Below are 25,683 nucleotides of genomic sequence, written 5' to 3' on the forward strand. Positions count from 1 at the left end.
TGCCGGGGGCGGGTGGGTCAGCTGGTGTGCGAGAGAGTGCCCAGGCTCTTCATCAGGTCCAGCACCCGGTCCGGGGTGGGATGTGCCATTTCGTCGACCAGGCAGCCGTCGGAGAGGAAGACCACGCGGTCGGCGTAGCCGGCGGCGACCGGGTCGTGGGTGACCATGACCACGGTCTGGCCGAGTTCGCGTACCGAGTCACGCAGGAAGCCGAGGACTTCGGCCCCGGCGCGGGAGTCGAGGTTGCCGGTGGGCTCGTCGCCGAAGATGATCGCCGGCCGCGAGGCCAGGGCGCGGGCGACCGCGACGCGTTGCTGCTGCCCGCCGGACAGCTGCGCGGGCCGGTGGCCGAGGCGCTGGGAGAGGCCGACCATGGCGATCACGCGGTCCAGCCACTGCTGGTCGGGGCGGCGTCCGGCGATGGTCAGCGGGAGCGTGATGTTCTCCAGCGCGGTCAGCGTCGGCAGCAGGTTGAACGCCTGGAAGATGAACCCGATCCGGTCGCGGCGGAGTTGGGTGAGCTGCCGGTCGTTGAGCGTGCTCAGTTCGGTGGTGCCGACGCGCACGGAGCCGGAGCTGGGCGAGTCGAGCCCGGCGGCGCAGTGCATCAGGGTGGACTTGCCGCATCCGGAGGGGCCCATGATCGCGGTGAGCTCGCCTTCCCGGAAGTCGATGCTGACCCGGTCCAGGGCGACGACACGGGTGTCGCCGCTGCCGTAGACCTTCGACAGGTCGGTGGCGGCGGCCGCGATCCCGGACGCCGCGTGCAGCGCATTCGAGGCAAAGGGGGGGACGGACACGGGGACTCCTCTTCGGGTGCGGAACGGTGCACTTCGAAGGGTGTCGGGGGAACGTATCGGGGCCTGGGCCGCCGTGTATCGGCGTCCGCGCCGTTTTGTAGCAGTCCTGTAGGGGCCTGGTGGCCAGGCAGTCCGGTGGGGCCTGGTGGTCAGGCCGGCAGGCGCAGGGTGGCGACGGCGCCGCCGTCCGGGGCGTTGTCCAGGCGCAGTTCGGCACCGAGCAACCGGGCTTGGCCCAGGGCGATGGTCAGGCCCAGGCCGTGGCCCGTGCCGCGCTCCTTCGCCCCCGTCTGAAACCGTCGCGGACCGTGGATCAGCAGCTCCCTCGGGAAGCCGGGGCCGTGGTCGCGCACGACGACCGTACGGCCCTCGACGGTGACCTTCACCGGGGCCTCTCCGTGCCGGTGGGCGTTGACGACGAGGTTGCTGACGATCCGCTCCAGGCGGCGCGGGTCGGTCTCCACGGTCTGAGCGGCTTCCGCCTCCACAACGGTGATCTCGGTGTCGAGGCCGGTGCGTGCCACGGCCTCGGAGACGACGGCGCCGAGCGGCACCCGCGAGCGGACCGGCCGCTCGGCCCCGGCGTCCAGCCGGGAGATCTCCAGCAGGTCCTCGACCAGGCCGCGCAGATCGCGCACCCGGGCCCGGAGCAGATCCTCCGTCTCACCGGCCGGCAGCAGATCGGCGGCGGCGAGCAGACCGCCGATGGGGGTGCGCAGCTCGTGGGCCACGTCCGCGGTGAACCGGCGCTCGGTGCGGAGCAGGCGGCCGAGGCTGTCGGCCATGCGGTCGACGGTGGTGGCGATGTCGGCCACCTCGTCGCGGCCCTTGGTGGGCCCGGTCCGGGCATCGAGGTCCCCGGCGGAGATGCGGCCCGCGGTCTCGGCGACCTGCCGCAGCCGGCGGGCGAGCAGCCCGGCCCCGTAGACCGCCAGCGGCACGGCCGCCGCGACGGCGACCAGGGAGGCGACGGTCATGCTCACGTCGAGCCGACGCAGATCGTAGAGCTCCGAGCTCATGTTGATCTGGACGGCGAGGACCGGGCTGTCCGGGCCGCCGGTCCGCTGAGCGGCCCAGATGCTCGGCCCCACGTTCCCGTCGACGCGCCCGTCGTAGACCGTGTGCCGGTCGCCGTCGGTGGGGTGGCGCAGGGCGGCGGGCAGCGCGGCCGGGTCGAGCTCGGCACCGTCCGCCAGCGTTGCGGTACGCCGGTAGACGTCCATGGCCGAGTACACGGCGTTGAACGCCTGGGCTTCGGCCCGGGAGCGGATGTCCTGCGCGGTCCACACATGCACCAGCACCCCCACCGCCGCCACGACCAGGCATGCCGTGGCCGCGGCCAGCGCGGCGATCTTCCAGCGCAGGGACGAGAGGTCCGGCCGCAGCCGGTGGAACGGACGCACCGGCCTCAGCGCCTGAGCTTGTAGCCGAAGCCGCGGACCGTTTCGATCCGCTCCCGGCCCAGCTTCCTGCGCAGCCGCTGCACACACAGGTCCACGACCCGGCTGTCGCCGTCCCAGCCGTATTCCCACACATTGCGCAGCAGGGTGTGCCGCTCCAGCACGATGCCCGGGTGGGCGGCGAACTCCAGCAGCAGCTTCAGCTCGGTCGGGGTGAGCGCCACCGGGCTTCCGGAGACGAACACCTCCATGCCGCCGGTGTCGATGCTCAGCTCCCCGAACACCAGCACCTCGCCCTCGGACGGCGTCCCCCCGTCTGCGGCGCGCTCGGGCCCCGGGGCGGGCGCGTAGGCCGCCCGCCGTAGTAGGGAACGGATGCGGGCCACGAGCACGTAGGTGTCCACGGGTTTGACGACGTAGTCGTCCGCCCCGGCCTCCAGGCCGGCGACGACATCGAGCCCGTCGCCACGAGCGGACATCATCAAAACGGGCACCAAGCTGGTCTCCCGGACCTTGCGGCAGAGGCCGATCCCGTCCAGGCCGGGCAACATCACGTCCAGAATCAGCAGGTCGAAGCTTTCGTCGCGGAACGACTCCAGCCCCGCCAGCCCGTCGGCCGCCGCGTTCACCTCGTAGCCGTAGCGCTCCAGGGCGACGGTGAAGGACCTGCGCATCAGCTCGTCGTCCTCCACCAGCAACACACGAACAGGGCGCGGCGAGGCGCCAGTGGGGGCGGACGAGGACACGGCGGATGACTCCTGTTCGGACGTTCGGACGGGTCGGATGAGACGACGGTCCCGGCTGTGCTCACGACTCACGCGGTCGGAGGTCCGAAACGAACGATACGGCAGACACCAGCCGCGTCGACGGCATGACCCAGTGGCCCCCGCAGCCCACCGCGAAGCCTCCCCCACCCGCAAACCTCCAGGTCAGGACAGGTGAAGCTGACTGGGAGCCCTGCCGTCTCCATGGCACTCCATCGCCCCTCGGGCTCGGTCACCGTGGCCCTGGCGCACCGATCCGATGGACAACCAAGCGCTCCCTGATACCCACCGGATACAAAACCCGCCCAGCCGGTGTACGGCGGCGCCCCGGGACCACGACACCTGACCTGCCCCAGGCGCGACACCGACTCCGGAGCCGGCCCCGCTTTCGTGGGAGGAACCCCCACCAGGTCCATGCGGTCCCCGGGTGGGTCCCGGTGGGCGCATGCCGACGGCGTGCCGCTGTGCCACGTTGGAAGCAGGCATGTCACGGCGGAGTCGGAGAGCGGTGACGACATGCGTGCTCACATCGGAGATCAGCTCGTGGTGGAGAGCCCGTCCACGGGCGCGGTCAGGCGGGACGGCGAAATCGTGGGAGTCGCCCACGAGGACGGGACGCCTCCCTACGAGGTGCGCTGGGCGAACACGAACGAGGTGACCCTCGTCTTCCCGGGCCCGGACGCGCACGTCCAGCACTTCAGCCACCACCCGGAGGCCGAGCGGCCCCGGACGGAGTCGGCGGTGTCGGACCGCCCCTCCCACTGGCCGCTCGACCCCGGTGACGTCGGCCGCCGCGTGGCTCACGAACGCAAGCGGCAACGGCTCACCCGGGCGGAGGTGGCCGAGCGCAGCGGCATATCGGCGTCCTACCTGGCCTATCTGGAGGAACGGCCCGCGAACCCGACCAGCGACACGCTCAACGGCCTGGCCGGTGCGCTGGGCACCACCGTGAGGCAGCTGCGCGGCGCCGGGGTCGATCTGCCGCCCGGCGACGCCGAGGCCGGGTACCACCCCCGACTGCTGGAGCTCGATCCCGAAGAATGCCGGGCCCGGCTGTCCACCCACGGGGTGGGACGCGTCGCCGTGACGACAGCCGATGGGCTGGCGGTGGTCCCGGTGAATTACGAGATCGTCGATGGTGCGATCGCCTACCGGACCGCGCCGGGTACGGTGCCGGCAGCGGCCGCAGGAACCGATGCGACCTTCGAGGTCGACCACATCGACGACGCCATGAGCCAGGGCTGGAGCGTGCTCGTCCTGGGGCCGGCCCGTGCCGTCACCGATCCCGAGGCCGCGCGCCGGCTGACCAAAGAGGCCCACAGCAAGCCGTGGGCAGGTGGGGAACGACAGCTCTGGGTGCTCATCGAACCCCGGCGCGTCACAGGTCGGCGCATCCAGACCGACTGAGCCCCTGGTCAACGGGACCACCTCTGGGCTGACGCGCCCCGACGAACCAACTGGCGGTGGTGGGAGCCCGGTTCGCGAACCCAGTCCGCCACCGTGTGCCCTCACGCGCGGCCGGCCCACACATCTGCCCCTGGCCTGCGGTACTTTCACTCATCGTCAGGACGTTGAAGGGTCAGTAGCCCAATCATGCACAAGCAATTCGACACCATCGGTGGGACAACACCTTCCGACACCGAGCTGGTCCAGCGCATCCGTGCGGCAGCCCGGACCGGAAGCCGGGCGGCGGCTGATCCGTATGGCACGCCGGCTCCGGACGGCGCGGCGGAGACGGGCGAGGAAGCCCTCGACGAGTTTCACCGCCGGCACTACGCCGCCGTACTGGCCTACGCCCGCTCCTGCTCCAGAAGCTCCCAGGCCGCAGCGGACCTGGCGAAGGAAGCCATCGACGGCGTCCTGCACTCCCAAGAGCCGGGGGAGGGGCCTGACGTCGCATGGCGGGACAGGCTGCTGGCGGCGGTACGCCACACCGCCGCCGCCTGGCACCAGAATTCCCGGAACACCGAACTGCGCGACAACTTCGAGTCCTGGCTGGCCAACCAGTCAGGGGACGGACCCGATCCCTTCGACGGCGAACGGGAGCCTGCCACCGACGGCGAACCCGCCGCCGCTGCGCCCCCTTGGGCGGTGAAGCCGAACGGCGAACCGCGCGTGGCCCAGGTGTCCCGACTCTCACCCACGCGCATCGCCGTGCTCGCTGTTGCCGTGACGGTCCTGGCCGGCGGTGCCATAACCGCCGGCACCCTGCTCGGACCGGCGCGCCACGACACCTCGGCCGGCAGCCCCGAACGGTCCGGTCACTCATCGGCGACCACTCCGGACCACCCGCCGACCGCCTCGCCCAACGGCTCGGCTACCGCCTCCCGTTCGGCGTCGGGCTCCCCGTCCCCCACCCGCACCAAGGCGTCCAGGCATCCGCGGTCCCGGCCCTCGTCGTCGGCGAAGCCGTCGCCTTCCGGACGCCCGGGCTCCGAGAACAAGCCGTCACCCGCCCGTACCACCCCGTTGGGTACCCGGCCGTGGACCTCCAGCACGAACGGCTGGGGACCGGTCGGGAGGAACCGCAGCATCGACGGACGCCCCCTCACCATCCAGGGAACCAGCTACACCGAAGGGCTGGGGGCCCACGCCTTCAGCGAGATCACCTACCACCTCGGCGGCGCCTGCTCCGCCCTCGGTGTGGACGTGGGCATCGACGACGAGGTGGGCGCGAACGGCTCAGTGGTCTTCCAGATCTACCGGGACGGCACGAAGGTCGCCGACAGCGGGCTGATGACGGTCGACCAGCCCGCGCAGCACCTCACCGCAGACCTGACCGGCGGCAGCGAGTTGCGGCTCGTGGTCACCGACGGAGGCAACGGCAACAACTCCGACCACGCCGACTGGGCCGGCCCCCTCATCACCTGCCGCTGAGCGGTCACGTCCGACCACGTCCGACCTGCCCGGGTTGATCGTCCACCAGGGCGTTGACCACGACGAACGCGGCCACCACGAGCCGGAGGAGCGCCCCCTCGCCTGGAAGTCCAGCCGGTTCACCGACTGCACCAGCAGGAGCCCCACGCCCGACGTGCCGAACGCGGTCTCCCACGAGCGAGGTGCTCACCAACTGCGGCGAGCACGACTTCGTACCGCCGCGGGCCGGCCAGGCATACGCCCGGGCGATACCGGGCGCCGATACCGCGGTCATCGCGGCCCTCGCACAGGTCCCGTCTGGAGGCCCCCGAACTGTTCGCCAAGGAGCTGCTGGCCCGCATCGCCACAGGTCATAAACGAATTGCACCGTCCGACCACGCCCATACGATGGGCTTGACGACAGCCTTGACGCAGAAGGGGACACGTTGCAGCCGGCATTAAATGCCGCAGGTGGTGAACGGGCGAGCCGACGGCCTCTCAATGCCCACGCCACCTGGTGGCCCTTGGTCCGAAGACCATAGCCGCACCGCAGAGCCTGCCGATCCCGGCACGGCTCTGCTCAGCGTGCCCGCACTCCCTTCTTCCCCTCAGGTCCGTCCTGTCCGTCCTTCATGAGGCCATGAAACAACACAGATATCTGCCTGCCCTTTTGGTCGTGACGCTCATCGGCACGATCATGGAACTCGACATGTCCGTGCCCAGCTTCCCGGACATCGCCAAGAGCCTGACGGCGTCCGAGTCCTCGGTACAGCTGACGATCACCTACAACTTCTTCGGCTACTGCCTCGGCGCCCTGGCCTACGGTCCGCTCTCGGACCGGTTCGGCCGGCGCAAGGTCATGCTGATCGGCAACACGATCATGCTGGCCGGCGCACTGGGCTGCGCCATCGCGCCGAACATCGAGTTCCTGCTCGGCTCCCGGCTCGTCCAGGGCGTCGGCGCCAGCACCTCCGTGGTCCTGGTCTTCGTCATCATCGGCGACGTCTACCAAGGCACCGAGCTGTTCAAGATGTTCGGGCTCACCAACGCCGCGATGTCCACCTTCATGACGTTGGCGCCCGCACTCGGCGGACTGATCAACCGCACGATCGGCTGGCGCGGCAACTACGCCACCGTCTGTGGCATCACCCTGCTCTCGCTGCTGCTGATGGCATGCTTCCTGCCCGAGACCAAGGAGGAACCGACCAAGGTGACGATTCGTCAGGTCGCCTCGGACTACCGCAAGCTGCTGTCCAGCAAGGAGTTCCTCGCCGCCTCGGTGGTTCCCAGTCTGCTGTTCGCCGCCTACATGGTGTTCATCGCGTCCAGCTCGTTCCTCTACACCGACACCTACGGGCTGTCCACGCTCGGGTTCGCCGGCCATCTGCTGATCATCGTGGCCTCGTTCGCGGTGACCAGCCTGTTCGCCTCGAAGCTCATCGGGGTGCTCGGCGGCCCGGAGCGCACGGTGGTCCACAGCATCGCCGCCACCGTCCTCGGCATCGCCCTGTTCCTGGTGTTCGGCGAGGGTGCATGGGCGACCACCGGCCCCATCGCCGTCTTCTGCGTCGGCTTCGCCGCGGTCTACCCGGTCATCTTCGGGCGTTCCCTGGCGGTCTTCCCGGAGCTCCAGGGCGCCGCGTCCTCGCTGAACATGAGTGGACGGGCGCTGCTGGTGACCCTGCTCACCGGCGTCGCCAGCGGCCTGTCCACCGGTGACTCGCTCGTGACCGCCGGAGTGATGGCCGTTGCCGTGGTCGTCGCCGCGCCCCTGGCTTTCATCAAGCCGAAGCAGAGCACAGCGGACCCGATGGAAGCCGAGCCGGTGCCCGAGGCCGACTGACAATCACCGATCGAGGAGGAGGTACGCGGCCAGCAGGCGGCAGCCGGTCTGAACGTCGCGAGCATCCGCTACAGCCCACAGGGCGTACTGCGCGTACCGCCCACCGTCACCGCGGTCAGTGACGTCGCGACCACCTGACCTCGCCCAACAGGGGCCGCGGCGGCCGGCACCACGACACGCACCGGCCGCCGCGCGCCCACCCCTCTCACCACCCGAACTGCGGCCCTGGAGCCCCGCTTCTCCGGGCAGCCAACGGTAGTTCAGACGCCTCGAAGGCTGGCCACTTCCTGGCTTCGTCGGCATAGCCGCAGCCGTGATCGGCTACCGCCGGCTCAGCAGGAGCGGATGGTCATTACCGTCCTGAGAAAGAAAGGAGTGAAGAACCGGCGCAGGTGCCCCTTGCGCTCGGCGTTCACTCAAGGGCCTCGTAGTCAGGTGACGGGTGAACCAGTTCGGGGTGTTCCACCACGTATCGGTCTCCGTGGATCGCCAGCATCGCCCAGTGCCACGCCTCATCGTGAAAGACGAGTCCACGGTACGGGTCATCACCCGGCTCGTACGGGTAACACCGCAAGGCCGCTTGCCTGGCTTCTGTCGGCGACAAACCGCCATGACGTTCCATCACCCAGGCGTAAGAACGCCGCTCGGACTGCAGACAGTCGAGGTACTGCGCCTCACTCCATGTCACGGCTCAACCATAAGCGCGTTTCCAGAAGTTCTGTCGGTAATTGTGCGGGAACCAGGGGCTGGTGCAGGGGCTGCGTTTGGGCCGCCGCCAGACAGCCACCTGCCGCTCCCGCCGGTACAGCGTGCGTCGACTGATACGCGGCCGCCGCAGACGCCGGTGCAGGCGGGACACCGTCCAGGGCCCGGCTGGGTCGTACTCCACCAGTACGGCGATCTGCGCAGGTGACAGGCCATGCAGCGACAGCAAAAAGCTCAGTGGGCCCTGTAGCGGGTGGCGAGAGCGTGGAACGCTTGCTTCGGTTCCCAGGGCATGTCGGGGTAGGTGCGCTTGTCAGCGGGATAGTCGCTGTGCTCGTCCAGGACTTTGACGATGCCGTAGGAGGCGAGGTCTTCGTCCGGTCCGGACGTCCGGTGGGGTGTGCTGAACCCGGCGAAGCTGAACCAGAAGACGGAATCGACGCCCTCTCCCTCGAAGACGGTCATGAGATCGTCGAGGTAGCGGACCTGCTCGCCCTCGTCGCGCACCAGGCCGGGTTTGAGGGTGACACCGTTGGCCTCCCTCGCCATGTACCAGCCGGCGCCGCCGTGCTCTCCCGCTCCCCGGTAGGTGCAGCAGCCGGCCTCCATGATGGCGACGGGCTTGCCGTGGCCGCATTCCTTGCGCAGGTCGGTGCGGTAGGTGGCCGCATTGCGCAGGCTACGGAAGGCGTCCAGACCGACGATGTCGAACGGGGCCCAGTCCACGCCGTCCAGAGGGCAGGAGGCGTAGCTCACGCGGCCTCCGAAGATGGGCCGCACGGCGTCGACGACCTCCCCCAGGAAGGCGTTGACCTTGTCGGGGATGACCCGGAGCGCGGCTTCGCGGCCGGGGCCCGCCAGGACCGGAATGCGCTCGTTCAGTGTGTCCCCGGGCAGGTAGCCGCGGGCGAAGACGCTGAGTTCGCAGCCAGTGACGAGGACGACCTCTGCGCCGTCGCGCCGCAGTCGCTCCGCCCGCTCGGCGCAGTCGGTGAACAGCGGCAGCATCTCGGCGTTCGACAGCTCGCAGGGAAACGGCGAGAACCAGACCTCCAGGCCCGCTTCCGCCGCGGACCGCGCCGTGGTCTCGATACGGTCCGGATCGCCCCCGGTGATACGGACAGCGGTGCAGTGCAGATCCTCCGCGACGACACGCATGTCCCGTTCGACGTCCCCCACGTCGAAGACGGGGCGCGACGTGTCGCCGTTGGGAAAGGTGCCGGTGTCGTAATGGATGCCCTTGCCTCGCAACATGACGAATGCCTCCCGTGGGGTGACTGTGACTGTGACTGTGCCTGTGTCTGCCGTACGGCGTCATCGTCCAAGCTGCCGCTGCGTCAGCGTCAAGGCCGCACCGCGGCCGGCCCGTCGAGCTGAGGAGCCGACTGACCAGCCTGGTGCCTGCCCAGTCACCGACGGAACTTCTGGTAACGCGCATAAGGGGGCAGCAGAAACGACGCCACCAGCACGGCCCCTGCCACCGTGGCAGAGGTCCGGCGGCTCCTGGGCGTTCCGCTTCCCCGCCCCGAACCCCGCAACGCCCCCTCGCACACGTCCTGAGCCGGTCCCACCGGCGACGTCATCACCAGGCCACTGCCCGGCACCACCATTACCGAAGAAGAACCAGCTCAGCCAACGAATTCTGACCGGAGTACCACGGGCCGCGGGTGCTGGGCCCGCTATTGGAGTCCACCGACCCGGTCACCGAAATCGACCTGCCGGACGGTTTCCACACCTCCACCGTCGCTGCATGAGCACCTTGACCAATCCGTTGCGAAGGGTTGACCAGTTGGTTCTGGCATGTATTCTCTAATTGACAGACGGCATCGTTTAGGAAGACCTCGGCAGGCCTCAGTAGAGCTCGGAGGATCCTTGTTAGACCAGTTCGGTTGGCAGCTGCAAGCTAGCGATTCAGTTACTGTCCGTGGGCATATTCATAACGAGGATTACCTGTACGGGTTATATCGCTTCATCAGGGGGCTCGTTCACCACCGGGTAGCTGTTGCATCGCTTACTCCTCCCTCGGTGCGCCGGAGGGATGATGGCGTAAAGGTATGCTCACGCAATCTGGAGGATCGGCACTCCGGCGTGACTTGCGATTCCGGTGCACGCGTCAATGTTCTTGATGACTTTACCAAGAATTGTCCAGGGTCTACCAACTATGCAAGACGAGAAGAATTTGCACCCATTCCTGAGTGGCGTAAATGGCCATTGAAGCCTGTCGCCAGGCAGATGCATTCCCGGCATGTGACTGAGCGAATCTCATCGTGCTCGGTTCGAGTGAGGTCGGGACCCGTAACGCAACAAAGCCCCTCGATGTCCCCTCCGGCCTGGTTTCCTGACGAGAGAAACTGACCGCCGCCCAAAGGGATGACGCGGGCGGCATCTGGCGGGCCCTGGCGCCGTGGAGTCACACGTAGAGCGCCCGCCCGCCGCTGCGTCAACGAGGGCATCGACGTCCTCGCCGCGCCGGCCCTCAGTCTGGCCGACGCCCCCACCGCCTCCGGAGAAGAGCGGCGCCCGCTGCTGAACGGCGCCTGCTGCTGAGCGCGCGCCTCGATGTCCGCCTGGCGCTACACCAGCCTGGCCACGTAGGCCAACCCGGATCCGCTCTACCTGCCGCCATCGAGTCCGCCGCCGAGCAGGACGTGGAGATCACCGCCGACTCCGGCTAACCAGCCACAGCGCTCAGGCGCAGGACGGCGTAAATGAGATCTGCTCACTGAACCCTATTTGTCATCGCTGGCGACCCGGCATCGCGGCTCTCTCATTGCCGTCCGCCGAGGTGAGTGGATTGACCATACCCCCCCAACCAATTGGTCAGGCATCGGATGCGCGTGCCGTACCTGTAAAGCCTTCCTGTGGAGCGTACCTATAGCACGAGCACGCGTCCATAGAAGTGGTACGGGATGCCGGGCGTCCAACGACGAGATCGTCGAGACGACCACCGCCACGAGACGTAAGAAACCGACTCCCCCTGTTGCCTCTCCGCTGAGAAATAGCAGCGGAGATAACTTCTCACTGAACGAAGGGAAAGACCTTGACCGAAACGTTTTCCGGTCGGCATGTCGAGATTGCCTGGCCCGACCTGGGTATCACCGTGACCGCGGAACTCGACGGCCGCAACGCTGAACTTGCCGATGCGCTGTGGGAGGCGCTGCCCTACCAGAGTCTGCAGGGTCACGCGCTGGTGGCGGGACAGCATCTCTACCACGCGGCACCGATCCCGTCGCTGCTGCATCTGTCCGCGTCCACTCGGATCGCAGATCGACGCGAGGCGCCCGATGGAACCGTATTCTGCTCCGCGCTACAGCATTTGGGAATAAAGTACGGAACGTTGACCGAACCGATGTCGGCATCCCCGGTGGGCCGAATCCGGCAGGAGGATATGCCCGCCCTACTGGAGGCCGGGCAGGCGATCTGGGATTCGGTCTATTCGACGAAGAAGCCGATCCTGGTGGAGGTCCGCAAGGCGGGAACGGAAGGCGGCCACCGTATTCCGCTTTTAACCGCCGCGGATCCCGACGCGAAACGTCTCATCCACGACGTGCACACCGCGACCGAGCGGGCTTGGCTGTCCGCGCCACAGGAGCTCGCTGATCTCCACGAGGGGGTGATCCCTTCCGGGGCAGGGAGCTTTGAAACGGTGTTGCCCACTCTGCTGTTCGTCAACGGTGAGACCCGCCCGCTGGGCTATGCCACCTACGGTGGTCTGGTCCGGGCCGCGGTCCAGGGCATGCCGATGGATTCCTTGCGTCACATGGCGCGCCTGCTGGTCGGTCTTCCGGCCGAGTTTCTGGGCTACTGCGGCCTGGAGCAGCTGTGGAGTTTCACCCAGCGCTTCCTGACCTGCCTCGACCAGCTCGATCGCGACGATTTCCTGAGTGTGGCGAGCCAGCTGGCCCTCTACGTCAACTGTCTGGGCGGTTGGAATCTGCACCTGTACCCGTGGGACGCCGGAGATCACCTGCGCCAACTGCGCCCCCATGAATTGGTCCGCCAGTCGTGAGCCAACTCCCCGAACGCACGGACGTCGTCGTCATCGGTGGGGGTGTCATCGGCACCTCCATAGCGTGCCAGCTCGCCGAGGCAGGCGTGGGTACCGTCCTGTTGGAGCGTGGCGCGCTCGGATCGGGAACGTCCGGGACCACTGCGGGCGTTGTGCGTACCTACTTTCCCGGCAAGCCCCTCATCAGCAGCCTCGCCGTCCGGAGCCTGGCGGCTTACCACGCCTTCACCGAACGGACCGGAATCGACCTCGGCTTGAAGCGCATCGGCTTGCTCGTGCTGTTCACCGACGAACAGCAGGTGCAGGAATTCCGGCGCACCCAAGCTGCCCAGCAGGCAGCGGGAGTGGACGTCGAACTCGTGGCTCCTGCTGAAGCAGCGCGGCTCAACCCGTTGGTCGACGAGCGAACCATCCTGGCGGCAGCCTGGTCGCCCGAGGCCTACGCCTGCGATCCCGCCGCGATCGTGCGCGGCTATGCCACAGCCGCCCAGCAGGCCGGCGCCATCCTGCGCACGGAAACAGCCGTCACCGGCATCGACCCGGATGGGCAGGTCCACACGCCTGCGGGCAGCATCCGCGCCGACACCGTCGTCTGCGCGGCAGGCCCCTGGGCGGGAACGGTCGCCGCCATGGCCGACGTGCGCATTCCGGTGACCACATACCCCGTCGAAATGCTCCTGACCGACACCCCCGGTAGTGCCCCGCGCAACGCTCTGCCGATGACCATGCACCCGTCCAGCCTGCGCATTCGAAGCTGGGGAGACCGCATCCTCGTCGGGATGGGCCGCCCCGCTCCGGACGAAACCCGACAGGCCTGGCTACAACGGGTGTCACACCACGTCGGCACGACCTTCCCGGCCCTCGCCGGCAACGAGCTCGAGAGCGGGTGGAGCGGAGACCTCGATGTCAGTCCGGACGGGATGGCTTTCATCGGCCGCGATGGCACCCGCCCGTTCCTCTACGCGGCCGGATTCTCCGGTCAGGGACTGTGCCAAGCCCCTGCCGCCGGAGAGATCATCCGAGACCTCGTGCTCGACAAGAAATCCTGGATCGACACGACCGGCCTCTCCACCGCCCGCTGTCTCAGTGGTGCGGCCGAGACCGGGTAGGACGTGCTGCGTGTGACGGAGAAGCGGGCGCGCACGACGATCCGACGTTGCGCGCCGCTTTCCTTGGCATTGTTCAATTCTTTCGAGAGGGAAATCCATGGTCGAGCACACCGGCGGAGAGTTCGTTCGGGAGATGATGCGGTGGCACTTCAGTCCGGAGACCGGGTCACCGTTCTGGCTGAAACGGGCCAGGGACCTCGACTTCGATCCGCTGACCGATGTCCGGGATTTCGACGATCTCGGCTTGTTCCCCAACGTGGTGGACGAGCTGCGCGATGTCGGCGTCCGTGACCTGATTCCTCGTGGCTACGGTGATGAGCACGGGGTGGCCGTCTACGAAAGCGGCGGGACCACCGGGCAGCCCAAGCGAGTCGCGTATGCCGCGGAGTGGCAGCGGGGCAGCGTCGCATGGTTCAGCGAGCGACTGGACGCGCACGGCGTACCTCGGAATGTCGACTGGGTCAGTGCGGTTCCCAGCGGGCCGCACAATGTCGGGGCGATGGCGGTCGACACCGCGATGGCCCGGGGCGGGCTGAACTTCAGCATCGATCTGGACCCGCGATGGGTGAAGAAGATGCTGGCGCAGGGCCGGACGGACATGGCCGAGGCCTACACCGACCACATCATCGAACAGGTCGGCTACATCCTGGCCGGGCAGGACGTGGGCGTCCTCTTCGGCACCCCGCCGATGCTGGAGCGCCTCGCGCAGCACGACGACCTGGTCGAGTTGGTGAACCGGAAGGTTCGCGCGATCATCTGGGGCGGTACACATCTGGACGCCGACACCCGAGATCTGCTGCGTGACGAGGTGTTCGTGAACGCCAAGATGGTCGGCGGGTACGGCGGCACGATGATGCTGGGGACATCGGTGGAGCGGCCCGGCCTCGGTGACAACGAGCCGTGCGTGTTCGACTCCTTCGCTCCGTACACCACGTTCCGGGTGATCGACCCCGACACCGGCCAGGTGGTTCCGTACGGCGAGCGCGGGCAGATAGTCGTGCATCACATGAGCCGAACTGCCTTGCTGGTCAACAACATTGAGCGGGACTTCGCCACCCGGATCGCACCGTTGGACGGCGGCTTCGGTGATGCGGTCGCAGATGTCGCACCCGTGGCGTCCTTCGGCGACACGAAGGTGATCGAGGGCGTGTACTGATGTTGCCCCTGGACGTTCTCGGCCCCGGCGGCCCCTACCGGTCCCGGCGCCAGGAGACCATTCGAGGCCTTGCCGAAGACTCGGTTGCGACACTGAGTCTCGCACCCTCGCTCTACGTCACTCGCGCGATCAAGGCCATGCGTCGAGCTCCGGCGCTCCCCTTCGACGCACGGATCGCGGCGTTCGCACAGGCGGGCCGGGCTTTCGCCACGCAGTCGATCGGGGGACTGACGCCGGAGGAGTATCAGCGCACCGTCAGCGTGGTCACCGGGTTACCGATCACGCTGGTGCGCCAGGCCGTCGACGACCTCGCGCAGGCCGCCGAGCGGATCCACCAGAGCGTGGAGTACGCGCGGCCGGCCGCCGCGGTCGGCTCGTGGCGCGATCCGCGGGCCCGGGAGGGTGCGGCGGTGTGGACCCGGCGCGGCGAGGTGTTCGCCGTCCATGCGGCGGGCAATCACCCTGCGGTGCACCAGGGTTGGTTCGACGCCCTCGCGCTCGGCTATCGCGTTGCCGTGCGCCCCTCCCGTCGTGAGCCGTTCACCCCGCATCGGCTGGTGACTGCCCTGCACGAGGCCGGTTTCGGCGACGAGGGAATCGCGTTCCTGCCCACCGACCACAACGTGGCCGACGACATCCTCCGGCACGCCGACTTCGGAATGGTGTACGGCGGTGCGGATGTCGTGGGCAAATACGCGGGCGATCCCCGCATTCTGCCGCAGGGCCCCGGGCGCTCCAAGATACTCATCACCGCCGAAACCGAGTGGGAGCCGATCGTCGACACCCTCGTGGAGTCGATCAGCGGCGGTGGGGGCGTCGGTTGCGTCAATGCCACCGGCGTACTGGTCGAGGGCGACCCCGCCCCCGTGGCCGCGGCGATCGCCGAACGCCTCGCCGCGCTGCCCAGCCTGCCCCCGACGGACGAACGCGCGGTCCTGCCCGTGATGCCCGTCGATCCCGCCCGTCGGTGGGACGCGTACCTGCGGCAGCGGGCAGCGGGCACCAAGGCGTGGCTCGGCGGTGACAGTATCGTCGGCGATCTCGGCGATGGTTCCGCGGCGCTCAGGCCGGCGGTGCACCAGCTCGACAGTCCGTTCGCCGAACAGCTCGGGATGGAATTGGGCTTCCCCTGTGCGTGGGTTGCGCCGTGGGACCGCGAGGCCGGGATCCGGCCGTTGCGCGACACCCTTGTCCTCACTGCCGTCACCACTGACGAGGACCTGATCGACGCATTGGTGGCCGAGCCGTCCATCGCCAACGTCTACGTCGGTGACCATCCGACACCGTGGATGAAGCACGGACTGCCGCACGACGGCTACCTCGCCGAATTCCTCATGCGCACCAAGACGATTCGACGCTGACCGACGAGGGCGGCTGACCGATGAGGGTGGCTGACCGACGAGGGCGCTGCGCCACGCAGCGCCCTCGTCGGCTGCCGAGCTCAGCGGTGGTTCGTCAAGTGCGACGTGTCGTTCAGCGAGTGCACCGACGCGTTCCCGTCCCCCTGATACGCCACGACCGACAGCGATGCCGCCGACAGCTCCATCCTGAACAGCGACTCGGGCGGCGCGCCGAGCGCCAGCCGAATCAGCGTGCGCAACACGCCGACATGCGAAACGACCAAGACCGTCTGTCCCTTGTACTGCGCCAGGAGCCGGTCCCGTGAGAGCGCGGCCCGGTGCGTGACCGAGGCGAACGTCTCCCCGGTTCCACCCGGCACCACTGACGGAGAGGCGCGCCAGGCCGCCAGCTCGTCCGGGTAGCGCTCGCCCACCTCGGCGAACGTAAGTCCCTCCCAGGCACCGAAATCCGCCTCGCTGAGCCGGTCGTCGATGTGAACTTCCAGACCCAGCCGTCGGGCCGCGGTCTCGGCCGTCTGCCGGGCCCGGCGCAGCGGTGAGGACACCACCGCCTGCACCGTGCCGCGTGCCGCGAGCACCCTCGCGGCGGCCTCGGCCTGGCGTTTCCCGGCCTCTGACAACGCCGGATCGGAGCCACCGCTGCCGGACAATCGCTTCTGCGGGGTCAATTCCGTCTCACCGTGGCGCAGCAGCACAAGGGTCGTGGGGCTTTCCTGGGCGGCGAGCGGGGAATTCGTCCCGGCCGTTACGCGACTGGTTCTGGCGCCGATGTTCATTGGGGCACCTCTTTCGATCACAGCCCCCGTATTCGGTGGCATGGTGGCGAATTGCGTGGTTCAGCGCAGTGCGGCGATGACCGGCGCGAAGTTCTCCATGTTGTATTCCATGACCGTGAAGTAGGTGAAGCCGTAGCGTTCGCGGCGTTCCTTGATTTGTTGCGCCATCTCCGTTGGCGTTCCGGTCAACACGCTGGGCAGTTCCTCGGGGCTGCGCTCGGCGTCGGGCGGCAGCGGCTCGAACCTGTCGGGCATCGTGCTGCGATCGGCGGGCGGAATCACCTGTTGCACCAGGAGATTCAGCTCCACTGCGTCGGCGCGGTCGCCGAGCAGGCCGCGTACATAGGCGACCCGTTCTTCCGTCTGTGCGGCTCCGGCCAGATGGAGTTCATCACCGGTGGTGTTGGCCCAGCCCCCGGTGAAGGCGATGATGTCGGCGTGTGTGGCGGCCAGTCGCAGCAGCCGATCGCCCCAGCCGCCGATCAGCAATGGCGGCCCGGATGGCTGGGCCGGACGCGGCTGATATTCCGGGTCCTCAAACAGACGGCGCAACGTGGTGACAGTCTGTTCCAGCTGTTCGACCCGCTTTCCGCCGCTGGGGAACGGTATCTCCGCGGCGTCGAACTCGGACTTCACATAGCCTGCGCCGAGCCCGAGTTCCATGCGTCCGTCGACGAATTGGTCGGTGCTTGCCACCTCACGCGCGAGAAGGACGGGGTTGTAGAACGGGGTGTTCAACACGAACGTGGACAGCCGTACCCGTTCGGTGGCTTCGGCTGCGAGTACTATCGCTGGAAACGGCGCGGGAAATCCCAGGTGATCGGCCACTCCGACCACATCGAAACCGAGTTCCTCGGCTCTGCGGCACTTCGCGATCCACTCGTTTCGCGATTCGGAAGCGAACATGTTGACGCCGAAGCGGAAGGGGCGATGTAAAGGCATTATGCCTGTTTACCACACGATGATTCTCCCGTCATCGCGTTGGGCGGGGCGAGATCGTCTCCATCAGCTATCCATTGCAGCCTTCTCGGCACCGTCATGGTTGCGGTGCGTGACCGCGTGCAGGCTCGGGGGGTCGGGATGGTGACCCGGCGTCACACATGCGTGAAGCCCCTGGTGGGAAAGGGTCGGCGGAGATCAGGCCGCATCTCTGGTCCGGCGGGGCCGTGAGCACGACACCACCTGCGCCCGCGCGCACGGCCGCCTGGACGGGACGGGCCAACACCCAACTCCTTTACGACGCAGGTGTGTTCGCCATCAGGGCGGCTATGGGTAGCGTTCGGCGCGGTACCCAATGTTTGATGCAGGCCAAGCAGCCCCGCACGGGAATCGCTGCCGATCGCGCCTGCCCCCGCTCCAGCAGACAACAGCGCAACCGCACCCGACGGCTTCGTTCTCGACCTCGACCGCGCACCGGACTGCACTACCAGCCACGCCCGGACTGCCCAACTCCCCAGCCACAAAAGCTTTTGACGTAGAGCATCCGCACGCTCGCCCTCTGTAGCGCTGCCACCTTCCGTCTTCCGTACCCTTTCCACCAGTGACGCCTAAGTCGACAAGGAGTCGCGCCCCGGCTGGACTTTGGACTCTCCGGTCCGATTATCCCGTGGGTTCGACGGGCAGTTTCTGCACAATTTCCCAATGAAAGAGATGGGTTACTTACATGAGCCATCAGAACAGCTCCCGCCCGGCAGATGCCTCCGGGACCTTCGCCCTCGGCGGAGACCTGACCGTCAACCGCCTCGGTTACGGTGCCATGCAACTCACCGGCCCCGGCATCTGGGGCGAGCCGAAGGACCGAGCCGAAGCGGTACGGGTGCTGCGCCGCGCCGTCGAGCTGGGCATCAACTTCATCGATACGGCCGACTCCTACGGCCCCTTCGTCAGCGAGCAGCTCATCCGCGAGGCCCTGCACCCCTATGCCGACGACCTACTCATCGCCACCAAGGGCGGGCTGACCCGCTGTGGCCCCAACGACTGGCGCCCCCTGGGCCGGCCCGAGTACCTGCGTCAGCAGGCCGAGCTGAGCCTGCGCCACCTTGGCGTCGAACGCATCGGCCTCTACCAGCTGCACCGTATCGACGAGAAGGTGCCGCTCGCTGACCAACTGGGCGAGCTCGTTCTGCTCCAGCAGGAGGGGAAAATCCACCACATCGGCGTCTCCGAAGTCACCGTCCAACAGCTCAAGGAGGCCCGCACGATTACGGACATCGCCTCCGTGCAGAACTTGTTCAACCTCGCCAACCGCAGCGCCGAAGACGTCCTTGAGTACGCCGAGCGCGAGAACATCGCCTTCATCCCGTGGTTCCCCATAGCCACCGGGGAACTCGCCCGCGCCGGCGGTCCGCTCGACACCGCCGCCAAGCAGTACGGCGCTAGCCCCTCCCAACTCGCCCTCGCCTGGCTGCTGCGCCGCTCCCCGGTCATCCTCCCCATCCCAGGCACCTCCCAGACCGCCCACCTGGAGGAAAACACCGAGGCCGCCCGCATCACCCTCACCGACGACGAGTTCGATGCCCTGACTGCCGTAGTGTGACCAATCAGCAAATTCGGCGGATCGTGATGGGGTGACTGGCACGCCGTTGCCGCCCCGTCTTGTGGCGCGGGGGACCTCAGGAATCGGTGACCTCGATCGTCGCCAGGTTCTTCTTGCCCCTGCGCCGCAGCCGCACAAGTCAGTGCCCGTGCAGCCGACCTACCGCGACAGGTCGAGCACCGCGGCCTCGTCGTCCGCCTCACGGGTACGAACGGATATCTGCGGCGAGCTCGCCCGGTAGTGCTGGCGCAGTTTCGCCACGTTGCCCGGAGGAGGCGGAAGGGGGGCTGACCTCGGCATACGTCCACCGGCGGGGGACTGACACCTCGGCGCCCAGCCACGCCAGCAACAGGCGAGGACAGCGTCCTTGTGATCGGTCTCCGGCTTCACGTACTTGCCTCGTCGGGGACGCGCTGCATTCCGGCTACGCACTGGAGTTGGCGGGGGCAGGCGGCCGATGGCGGAGTGGGGCCCCCCGCGGTGACCTTTTGGTGAAGCTCGGGAACCAGGAGGCCGGAGCGCCCGACTACTGGGACGTGGATTCCGGCATGAGGCAAAAAGGGCGCTCGGATGTGGGCAGCGGTACGGCTCTTGGGATGCGGCTGCGTGGTGTGGTGTGCCGGCATGGGCGGGTTGCGGCAGTGGGTGGCGTCGATCTCGATGTGGCGGCCGGTGAGCGGATCGCGTTGACGGGGACCAACGGGTCCGGGAAGACGACCTTGCTGCGGGCGGTGCTCGGGCTGCACCGGCAGACGTCCGGGGAGATCCTGGTCGGCGGGCGGGGCGGTCGTACCGCTGCGGAGTGGGCGTGGCGGCGGCGGGCGTGTGCGTGGATTCCGCAGCGTCCGGCTGCCGGGCGATTCCCGCTGCTGGCACGGGAGTTGTTGGCGATCAGTGGGGCTCCTGAACAGGCGGCGGAGGCGGCCGAGCGGCTCGGGGTGGGTGGCCTGGCGGAGCGGCCGTTGGGGAGTTTGTCGGGTGGGCAGTTGCAGCGGATGCATCTGGCCCGGGCGGTGGGCTGTGTTGCGGCGGGGAGCGGGGTGGTGCTCGCCGATGAGCCGACGGCCGCGTTGGATTTCGACGGCCAGGAGGAGGCCGCGGAGGTGCTCACCGGGCTGCCGGTGACGTTGCTGGTGGTGACGCACGACCGGGCGATGGCCGCACGGTGCGACCGCGTTCTGGAGATGGCGGCGGGCCGGTTGCGGGAGGTCCGGTGAGTGCGCTCGGGCAGGTCGGGGAGCTGCTGCAACTGGTGCCTGTGCAGCGGGCGGGGGCCGGGCTGGTGCTTGCCGCGCTCGGGCTGCCGGTCGTCGGCGTGGTGATCGTCGGGCTGGACATCATGCCGGTCCGTTTCGCCATGATGCATGTTGCGCTGCTGGGGATCGCGGTGGGCCAGCTTGTCGGCCTGGACCCGGTGTTGTGTGCGCTGCTCGCCTGCGGGCTCGCCGGGGCGGGGGTGGCGCCGCTGGCCCGTACGGCCGATGGGCTGTCGGGGGCGATGGGGCTGCTGATGAGCCTGGCGATCGCGGCGGCGCTGCTGATGCTGGCGCTGTCCGGGGTGAACGCCAATGGGGCGTTCGCCCTGTTGTGGGGATCGATTCTGGCTGTGCGGCCGGTCGATCTCGTGGTGCTCGGGGCGCTGGCTGTCGCGGTGCCGGCGTTGTTCGTCTGGCGGCGCCGGGATCTGGCACTGCTGCTGCACGACCGGGAGTTGGCGTGGTGCTCGGGCGTGGCGGTGCAGCGGCTGACGACGCTGTTGCTGGTCATCGTCGCGGTCGCGGTGGCCGGTGCCATCCGTCTGACCGGTGCGCTGCTGGTGGACGCGCTGACCTTGCTGCCCGCGCTCGCCGCCCGGCGCCTCGGCCACTCGTTGGTGTCGATCACCGTATGGGCGGTCGGTATCGGTGCCGTGGTCAACGTCGTCGGCTTTGCGATCTCGCTGGCCTGGGACCTGCCGCCCGGCCCGATTCTTGTCCTCGCGGCGGGCGCGGTCGCCCTCGCCGCCCATCTGATACCCGAACGGAGAACCACCTCATGGCGCCTGCCCGCCTCCCCGTCCGCTCCCTCACCGCACTGAGTGCGGGGCTGCTTCTGCTCACCGCTTGCGGCGGCTCCGGCGATTCGGGCGACTCCGGTGGCAAGTCCCGGGCGGACGGTCCGGTCGTCGTGGCCACCTCCTCCTGGGAGGCGGCGCTGGCGAAGGCCGCCGGGGCCAAGAACGTGAAGTACATCGTGCCGGCCTCGATCCGCCACGCGCCCGACTACGACCTGAAGCCGTCCGACCTGACGAAGGTCGCGGACGCGGATTACGTGCTGTACGCGTCCTTCGAGCCGTTCGCCGGCCGGATCAAGGAAGCGGCCGGTTCGAAGGCGAAGCTGGTCGAGGTGACTCTCGACAACGACCCCGCGGCGACGGAGGCCGGTGTCGGCAAGCTGGGCAAGCTGTTCGGCACCGAGAAGGCGGCCGGCAAGTGGAACGCGAAGTTCGCCGGGCAGCGGAAGAAGCTGGCGGAGCAGGTGAAGTCCGCCTGGCCCGGCGGCAAGCGGCCGATTGTCGTGGCGCAGGCGTTCACGACGTGGGCGGCCAAGCTGGCCGGAGCCCAGCTGGCGGGGACCTACGGCCCGGACCAGGTCACCCCGGCGCAGCTGTCGAAGCTGTCGGCCAAGAAGCCGACGTTCGTCCTCGACAACGAGAACATGTCCAGCGGCACCGTGCTGCCCGGCTCCGGGGCCAGGCAGCTCGACATCGTCAACTACCCGGGCGCGGACCTCGATGTGCTCGCGGTCTACCGCAAGGCGGCGGAGCAGATGGAGGAGGCGTTCGGCAGTTCCTGAGCGGACCGGGGGAGTGGGGGTGGGGCTGCTGTGGGCGGCCCCACCCCTTGTCTGCGTCAGGCGGGTTGGGGTTCGGCGAGCCCGGCGACCAGCCGACGGCGCAGCGCGGCGCGGTCGGGCTTGCCGGCCGGGGTCAGCGGGAGTTCGTCCGACACCAGCAGCAGTCGTTCGGGGTTCTTGCGCTTCTCCACACCGCGGGAGTCCAGGTGGGCGCACAGGCTCTCAAGGGTGGGTGTCCGTCCGGCCTTGGGCACGACGCAGGCCGCGAGCCGTTCGCCCATCAGCGGGTCGGGGACGCCGATGCACATCACGTCCCGTATGTCCGGATGCGAGGACAGTTCGCCCTCGACTTCGGCGGGGCTGATGTTGGCTCCGCCGCGGATCACGATGTCCTTGAGCCTGCCGATGACGCGCAGTGTGCCGTCGGCGTCGAGGGTGCCGAGGTCGCCGGTGCGTACCCAGCCCTCGGCCGTGCGGTAGCGGGTGTTCAGCTCGGGGGCGCCGACGTAGCAGAGGGGGGTCATGGGGCCGCGGGCGATGATTTCGCCGGTGCCGGCGGTCGGGTCGCCGCCGTGGGAGGGGTCGATACGGATCTCGCAGACGGCCGGGTCCGGACGGCCGACTGCGATTCCGGGGCCGTGGTCCGTGTGGCTGCCATCGGTGAGGCCCCAGTGGCAGTGGACCCCGTCGGCGGATCCGTAGAGGTTCACCACCGGGCAGCCGAACGCCCGGGTGGCCTCCGCGCGGGTGGCGTCGTCGAGCGCCGAGCCGCCCAGGACGAGGGCGGTCACACCGCTCAGCGGGTCACCTTCGTCCAGCCGTTCCAGCATCATGCGCACCATCGTCGGCACGCCCAGTACGTGGGTCGGCCGGTGGCGGCGGATCGCCGTCAGTGCGGCGTCGGGCGTGAAGTGGTCGAGCAGGACCAGGGTGCCGCCGTGCCGGGCGAGGGTGACCGCGGTGCCGCTGCTGCCGAAGGCCGAGGCGAGCGGGACCAGGAAGAGGCAGCGGGGCGGCGTACCGTTCGGCAGGAGAGGGGCCAGGGAGTTGCCGCGCCCGCCCGCGAGGGCGTTGTGGGAGTAGGCCACCATTTTCGGTTCGGCCTCGGACCCCGAGGAGACCAGGATGCGGGCGGCGGTATCGGGGTCGGGGCGGGTCGGGGTGAACGACGAGGACGTGTCGGCGCCGAGCAGTCCGGCCAGCGGCAAGCAGCCGGCGGGAACAGGGCCCGGACCAGCCGCGATCACATGCCGCAAGTCAGGGAGGTCGTCCGCGAGCCCGGCCAGTTCGCGCGCGTGCGGCACACCCCGGTACTCGGTGACCGCGATCACCGCCCGCGCCCGGGAACGCCCGAGCAGCGACAGCGCTTCCCGCCCGCCGCGCCCAACGGGGAACGGGAGCGCCACCGCCCCGAGCGCCGCCAGGGCCAGATCGGTGGCCACCGCATCGCGGCCGTTGGGGAGTTGGACTCCGACCACATCCCCGGGACCTGTGCCGGCCTCGGCGAGACCGGCGGCCAGACATCGGGCCCGGTGGTCCAACTGGCCGTAAGAAAGGGCTCCTTCGGCGTCGATCACCGCGGGCCGGTCGGGATCGGCGCAGCGGTGCGCCCGGAAGAGCGCGTACAGGTCGAGGTCGGGGTAGTGGCCTTCGGCGGCCCAGGTACGCCGCAGCGTGGCCGGGACCAGGTCGTGATACCGGGGGATCGTCACGAAAACCTCCAGGGAGAGGGGACGGTGACGCAGCCGTGGGAGTCGCGGCCGAGCGCCCCGTCCAGCCGGGGGTCGGCGGGCAGGGAGGCCAGGTCGGTGGTGACTGCTGTGGCCCCCAGCCCTTGTGTCCGGAGGGCTGCCAGCGCTTGCTGATTCGTCAGCCTCGCGAGCGAGGTCCGTTGACTGCGTGCGGCGGCTGCCGATGCGTCCGTCGGGGCGAGCCATCCGTCGGCAGTGGGCAGGGGACGCCGGAATCCCGCCGGGCGTCGCCGGTGTCCGGCGGCCGTGGTGAGCGTTTCGGCGGCGCCGAGCAGCGAGGACTCCACCCGTACGCCGTGGCCGGAGCGTTCGCGCAGGAGCAGGCCGGCCAGGATCGCCTCGGCGCCGAGCAGGCCGCCGAGCACGTCGATGAGGGTCATGAGGGAGGGGGCGGGTGGCTCGTCGAGGGGGCGTACCGCCTCGCCGATGCCCATGCGGGCCTGCACCATGAAGTCGGTGCCTATGGGAGCGTCGGGCAGCCGGCCCGCCCAGCCGCTGGTATAGGCGTGGACCAGCCCGGGGTTCGCGGCCTGGAAGGCGTCGGCGTCCAAGCCGAGCAGCTCGGCCTTGCCGGGAGCCCAGTTGTGCAGGAAGACGTCGACGCCGGAGGCCAGGTCGCGCAACTCCGCCTGCCCGGACGGTGACTTGATGTCGATCTCGACGGCACTCTTGTGCCGGTTCAGGGCGAGCCAGCGGGCCGAGACGTCCGAGCAGCACGGCGGCATTCCGCGCAACGGGTCGCCGCCCGGTGGCTCGATCCGTACGACCTCGGCCCCGAGGAGGCCGAGCAGATGGGCGGCGAGCGGGGCCTGGATGCGGCGGCCCGCCTCCAGGACGGTGATGCCGGCGAGGGGGCGGGCCGGGTCGTCCGGAGCGGGCGTGAGGTGTGGCCGTGTGGTCCAGGGCTTGCCTGTCTCCAGGGTCCACGGCGCCGCGGAGCCGGCCGGGGCGGCCATGGCGTGCAGCGGGCACACCGCCGCCCCCGCGGCGGCGGCGGCCTGCCGGATCCGTTCCCACCGGACGCCCCGCGTGGCGGTGTGCAGGGCCTCGGGCAGCGGTGCGCAGGCGGTGGCGTAGCGGAACTGGAAGGGGCGCCACCCGGAACGTATTGCCTCCGAAGGAGCACCCAGTTCGCGCCAGAACCCGGCCCACACATCAGGCTCCAGCGCCTCCAGCTCGAACCGGGTGCCGTCGGACGCCGTGAACGGCGGGCCTCCGGGCGACACGGGTACGGCCTCGGCCTCGGGTGCACAGGCGGCGGCCAGGTACTGGGAGACGGTGAGCAGCGCGGCCCGGTCGGCTCCGGTGGCCACCCGCTCGGCGCCGCCGCCACGCGCCCGGCCGATCAGCGCCGCGAGCATGCCCTGCACGGTGAGGACGGAGGCGCAGGTAGCGGCGTAGTCGACGGCGAGACCGCGCGGCGCGCCCTCGCGTCTGCCGTGTACGGCCATCACGCCCGTCGACGCCTGGACGGTCGCCTCGTCGTCGGCGCCGTTCGCATCAGTCAGTACGTCCGCCCATGCGGTTTCGGCACTGACGGCACCCAGCCCGGGGACGGTGAGGGACAACCGGCCGGGACCGGCCTGCCCTTCCGCCTGTTCCGCCGTCTGTTCCGCCGTCGCACCAAGCGCGCGGAGGTGGCCGGCCGCGGGTCCCGTGAGCGGGCGAGGACCTGAGACGTGCACCGTCGCCTCCTCCAAGGGCTGGGTGGCATGGAGTGCGGTGAGGGGTCCCATGGCTCTCCTCTCCTGTGGCGGCCGTGGCTGCCGTCGGGGTTGTACG

Annotated in this window: 19 protein-coding genes and 2 pseudogenes; 11 read left to right on the top strand and 10 right to left on the bottom strand. The window is 69.1% G+C overall.

Annotation, left to right across the window (positions count from 1 at the left end):
- Positions 1-17: 17 nt before the first annotated feature.
- The 3 genes from AB0E02_RS04000 to cseB form a co-directional block, all read right to left on the bottom strand.
- On the bottom strand, positions 18-800 hold the full coding sequence (locus tag AB0E02_RS04000; RefSeq protein WP_362135717.1) for an ABC transporter ATP-binding protein: 783 nt from the start codon (positions 798-800) through the stop codon (positions 18-20).
- A gap of 149 nt (positions 801-949) precedes the next feature.
- Positions 950-2,203, bottom strand: a complete 1,254-nt coding sequence (locus AB0E02_RS04005; RefSeq protein ID WP_362135719.1) for a HAMP domain-containing sensor histidine kinase — start codon at positions 2,201-2,203, stop codon at positions 950-952.
- Between the two features lie 5 nt (positions 2,204-2,208).
- Positions 2,209-2,901, bottom strand: coding sequence for a two-component system response regulator CseB (gene cseB / locus AB0E02_RS04010; RefSeq protein WP_362135721.1), 693 nt, complete (start codon positions 2,899-2,901; stop codon positions 2,209-2,211).
- A 579-nt stretch (positions 2,902-3,480) separates the two neighbouring features.
- Here cseB and AB0E02_RS04015 point away from each other — a divergent pair.
- The 3 genes from AB0E02_RS04015 (at position 3,481) to AB0E02_RS04025 (ending at position 7,663) form a co-directional block, all read left to right on the top strand.
- Positions 3,481-4,371: a DUF1918 domain-containing protein gene (locus AB0E02_RS04015; protein WP_362135723.1), complete on the top strand. Its 891-nt coding sequence runs from the start codon at positions 3,481-3,483 to the stop codon at positions 4,369-4,371.
- 186 nt (positions 4,372-4,557) lie between these two features.
- Positions 4,558-5,841 (top strand): NPCBM/NEW2 domain-containing protein, encoded by a 1,284-nt coding sequence (locus AB0E02_RS04020; protein ID WP_362135725.1) that lies wholly within the window; start codon positions 4,558-4,560, stop codon positions 5,839-5,841.
- A 619-nt stretch (positions 5,842-6,460) separates the two neighbouring features.
- Positions 6,461-7,663, top strand: coding sequence for a multidrug effflux MFS transporter (locus tag AB0E02_RS04025; RefSeq protein ID WP_362135727.1), 1,203 nt, complete (start codon positions 6,461-6,463; stop codon positions 7,661-7,663).
- A 412-nt stretch (positions 7,664-8,075) separates the two neighbouring features.
- On the opposite strand, the gene AB0E02_RS04030 is transcribed toward AB0E02_RS04025, so the two are convergent.
- From AB0E02_RS04030 to AB0E02_RS04040, 3 genes and pseudogenes are all read right to left on the bottom strand, one after another.
- The gene (locus AB0E02_RS04030; RefSeq protein WP_362135730.1) at positions 8,076-8,351 is read right to left on the bottom strand and encodes a hypothetical protein; all 276 of its coding nucleotides are present in this window, start codon (positions 8,349-8,351) and stop codon (positions 8,076-8,078) included.
- A 75-nt stretch (positions 8,352-8,426) separates the two neighbouring features.
- Positions 8,427-8,534, bottom strand: a pseudogene (locus AB0E02_RS04035) (IS630 family transposase); the annotation flags it as partial.
- Positions 8,535-8,602: 68 nt separating this feature from the next.
- Positions 8,603-9,622: a hypothetical protein gene (locus tag AB0E02_RS04040; RefSeq protein WP_362135732.1), complete on the bottom strand. Its 1,020-nt coding sequence runs from the start codon at positions 9,620-9,622 to the stop codon at positions 8,603-8,605.
- A 1,786-nt stretch (positions 9,623-11,408) separates the two neighbouring features.
- On the opposite strand from AB0E02_RS04040, the gene AB0E02_RS04045 reads away from it, so the two are divergent.
- The 4 genes from AB0E02_RS04045 to AB0E02_RS04060 all read left to right on the top strand — a co-directional run bounded on the left by AB0E02_RS04045 (position 11,409) and on the right by AB0E02_RS04060 (position 16,003).
- Entirely contained in the window at positions 11,409-12,377 is a 969-nt protein-coding gene (locus AB0E02_RS04045; RefSeq protein WP_362135734.1) for a hypothetical protein, read from the top strand.
- Positions 12,374-13,486 carry an FAD-dependent oxidoreductase gene (locus AB0E02_RS04050; protein WP_362135736.1) on the top strand — a complete coding sequence of 371 codons (1,113 nt, stop codon included), beginning with the start codon at positions 12,374-12,376 and terminating at the stop codon, positions 13,484-13,486. The genes AB0E02_RS04045 and AB0E02_RS04050 overlap by 4 nt, the downstream gene beginning before the upstream one ends.
- Positions 13,487-13,583: 97 nt before the next feature.
- Entirely contained in the window at positions 13,584-14,642 is a 1,059-nt protein-coding gene (locus AB0E02_RS04055) for an AMP-binding protein (protein ID WP_362135738.1), read from the top strand.
- Positions 14,642-16,003 (top strand): aldehyde dehydrogenase family protein, encoded by a 1,362-nt coding sequence (locus AB0E02_RS04060; protein WP_362135741.1) that lies wholly within the window; start codon positions 14,642-14,644, stop codon positions 16,001-16,003. Before AB0E02_RS04055 ends, AB0E02_RS04060 begins: the two co-directional genes overlap by 1 nt.
- 80 nt (positions 16,004-16,083) lie before the next feature.
- Here the strand turns inward: AB0E02_RS04060 and AB0E02_RS04065 are convergent.
- Both AB0E02_RS04065 and AB0E02_RS04070 read right to left on the bottom strand, forming a co-directional pair.
- Positions 16,084-16,713 (bottom strand): annotated as a pseudogene (locus AB0E02_RS04065) (histidine phosphatase family protein); the annotation flags it as partial.
- 126 nt (positions 16,714-16,839) lie between these two features.
- Entirely contained in the window at positions 16,840-17,721 is an 882-nt protein-coding gene (locus AB0E02_RS04070) for an LLM class F420-dependent oxidoreductase (protein WP_362135743.1), read from the bottom strand.
- Positions 17,722-18,442: 721 nt separating this feature from the next.
- Here AB0E02_RS04070 and AB0E02_RS04075 point away from each other — a divergent pair.
- The 4 genes from AB0E02_RS04075 to AB0E02_RS04090 all read left to right on the top strand — a co-directional run bounded on the left by AB0E02_RS04075 (position 18,443) and on the right by AB0E02_RS04090 (position 22,150).
- Positions 18,443-19,315 (top strand): aldo/keto reductase, encoded by an 873-nt coding sequence (locus tag AB0E02_RS04075; protein WP_362135745.1) that lies wholly within the window; start codon positions 18,443-18,445, stop codon positions 19,313-19,315.
- A gap of 596 nt (positions 19,316-19,911) precedes the next feature.
- Complete coding sequence (locus AB0E02_RS04080; protein ID WP_362136099.1) at positions 19,912-20,532, top strand: ABC transporter ATP-binding protein; 621 nt, start codon at positions 19,912-19,914, stop codon at positions 20,530-20,532.
- On the top strand, positions 20,529-21,392 hold the full coding sequence (locus tag AB0E02_RS04085; RefSeq protein ID WP_362135747.1) for a metal ABC transporter permease: 864 nt from the start codon (positions 20,529-20,531) through the stop codon (positions 21,390-21,392). Before AB0E02_RS04080 ends, AB0E02_RS04085 begins: the two co-directional genes overlap by 4 nt.
- The gene (locus AB0E02_RS04090; protein ID WP_362135749.1) at positions 21,350-22,150 is read left to right on the top strand and encodes an ABC transporter substrate-binding protein; all 801 of its coding nucleotides are present in this window, start codon (positions 21,350-21,352) and stop codon (positions 22,148-22,150) included. Before AB0E02_RS04085 ends, AB0E02_RS04090 begins: the two co-directional genes overlap by 43 nt.
- A 56-nt stretch (positions 22,151-22,206) precedes the next feature.
- On the opposite strand, the gene AB0E02_RS04095 is transcribed toward AB0E02_RS04090, so the two are convergent.
- Complete coding sequence (locus AB0E02_RS04095) at positions 22,207-23,862, bottom strand: class I adenylate-forming enzyme family protein (protein WP_362135751.1); 1,656 nt, start codon at positions 23,860-23,862, stop codon at positions 22,207-22,209.
- Complete coding sequence (locus AB0E02_RS04100) at positions 23,859-25,637, bottom strand: CoA transferase (protein ID WP_362135753.1); 1,779 nt, start codon at positions 25,635-25,637, stop codon at positions 23,859-23,861. The genes AB0E02_RS04095 and AB0E02_RS04100 overlap by 4 nt, the downstream gene beginning before the upstream one ends.
- Positions 25,638-25,683 lie beyond the last annotated feature (46 nt).

This window comes from Streptomyces sp. NPDC048196, from assembly GCF_040652715.1.
In the GTDB taxonomy this organism is placed as follows: domain Bacteria; phylum Actinomycetota; class Actinomycetes; order Streptomycetales; family Streptomycetaceae; genus Streptomyces; species Streptomyces siderophoricus.